We start from the raw sequence: 1,898 nt of genomic DNA, 5'->3' as shown, positions 1-1,898 counted from the left end.
TGAGATACTCGGCGATGAGGCGCCGCATTGCGGCATCATCGTCAATGACAAGAACATGTTTCAACGGCACACCTTCAATCTTGAAGCCCCATGTCTAAACCTGTTGCCGAGCAACCCTGGGGCACCGACCCAGAACAGCTGCCCTTGATACCACTCGCCGTTGCGTGCGGCCAATGTGAGGCCGTGCTCGGGTTCTGTCGCAAACTTTCGGAAGGTCATTTGCTCAGGGCGGAGGGCCGTTTCGTCCATTCCGCGGCGCTGTTTGCCCCCGACCCGGAAAAGCTCGTCACGTGGCTGAAGAAGCACGAGCGCATCGAGCAGGAGGACGGCGGTACGCCGGCAGATCAGGATGAGCTCGACGGCGATGCGATCATCGAGCCGGCGCAGGACTACGTCGATGAGAATCCGGTTCTCCAGAAGGAGGACCTCACCGACGAGCAGACGGAGGCCTACAAGGTGGCCGCCGAATAGGCGTCACACAGGTCATTTCCGTCCGAACCATCTTCCGCCGCCGGCACACCACCGGCGGCGGTTCTGTTTCTCCAACCAGAATGGCCTAATCGGCCCGAAGCTGCGATTTTGGCCAACTCGCGGAACAATCAGAGAACTTCACAGCCTATTCTCCTTCGCTTGGAGGAGCATGGCGACATTTTCGGCGGCAAATTTGAATCCTCTGCGGTCGGGAATTCGCTCAGCGGAGATCGGGTAGCGTGGCCGCTTGGGATCGATGCCGGTGATCCGGAACCGTTCGCTTCCGGTGCGAAACTCGCGTCCGAAGTCCGAAGGCGCCAATCCGTAGTGCTCCGCCAGGAACTCGAACCTGTCTTTTTCGAGATTTAATGCCGTGCCGTCGAAGGTGGGAATGCTGACGCGGAACACGGGCTCGAAGGAGAATCCGGTATTCGTGCCGTGCCATCCGGCGCCCTCGATGACCAGGCCGTGGTCCTCCGCGATCTTCTGGCAGACCTCGAGCATGCGGGTCTGCATCTCTTCGCACGCCGCTGGCGTCAGACGGGTTATGGGCCTGCCCCTCGTCATTTGCCCTTCCTCACCTGATAGACAGTACCGCGTGAGACGCCGAGATCGCGGGCGATTTGTGTTGGGCCGTGACCCTGTTTAAGCCTTTGCTGGATCGCATCGCGGTCGATTTTCGGCGGCCGGCCGTTGTATGTGCCGCGCTTCTTGGCGGCAGCGATTCCCTCCGCTTGGCGCTCGCGCCGCAGATTGGTCTCGAACTCGGCAAAGACACCAAGCATGTCAAAGAAGGCCTTACCGGCGGCGGTCGACGTATCGACAGGTTGTTCTGTCGCGAAGAGATGCGCGCCCTTCGTCTTGAGCCTGTCCACGATCACCTGCATGTCGCGCAGCGATCTGGCCAGCCGGTCGATCCGGGTGACGACAAGCGTCTCGCCGGCATGAATTAAGTCGAGGATGGTGTTGAGCTACGGGCGGCCTTCCAGAGTAGAGCCGCTCTTCTGCTCCTCGCGAATGACCTCGCAGCCGGCGGCCTTGAGCGCGGCGATTTGCGCGGCGAGGTTCTGGTCGGTGGTGGAGGTGCGAGCGTATCCGATGCGGGTCATGCAAACTGTTCATTTTGGGTGTGCCGACGCGACGATCTGTTCATTAACGCAGATTGAGCCCAAAATATACGGCTCCGGTCGCGACGTGTTCATGGCGGATGTTTAGGCCGGGTATACCCAAATTAAAACACGCCCATCGGTTCCGGGCGGTCAGTTACGCCGTCTACGTGGTTTCAGCTTTTTGGTAACCTCCGCCAGCCAAGGGATTGCGCCGGGAGTGGCCTGCCTGCGTGTTTCGGTAATTCGCGGACAGCGTTTCCGCTAAATCCCGGACAGTTTTCGGGAGCGGATTTAACGGTCGGTTCTCGGCTGCGCCGT

Annotated in this window: 2 protein-coding genes and 1 pseudogene; 1 reads left to right on the top strand and 2 read right to left on the bottom strand. The window is 60.1% G+C overall.

Annotated features, from left to right (window positions below):
- The first annotated feature begins 219 nt into the window (after positions 1-219).
- Positions 220-471, top strand: coding sequence for a hypothetical protein (locus NKH19_RS33195; RefSeq protein ID WP_352983920.1), 252 nt, complete (start codon positions 220-222; stop codon positions 469-471).
- A gap of 138 nt (positions 472-609) precedes the next feature.
- Here NKH19_RS33195 and NKH19_RS33190 read toward each other — a convergent pair whose 3' ends face one another.
- Entirely contained in the window at positions 610-987 is a 378-nt protein-coding gene (locus tag NKH19_RS33190; protein WP_352983917.1) for a hypothetical protein, read from the bottom strand.
- A gap of 47 nt (positions 988-1,034) precedes the next feature.
- Positions 1,035-1,580: pseudogene (locus tag NKH19_RS33185) on the bottom strand (recombinase family protein).
- Positions 1,581-1,898 lie beyond the last annotated feature (318 nt).

Origin of the sequence: Mesorhizobium sp. M1338 (genome assembly GCF_040318045.1) — a bacterium.
In the GTDB taxonomy this organism is placed as follows: domain Bacteria; phylum Pseudomonadota; class Alphaproteobacteria; order Rhizobiales; family Rhizobiaceae; genus Mesorhizobium.
This window is presented reverse-complemented; position numbering and strand designations above follow the sequence as displayed.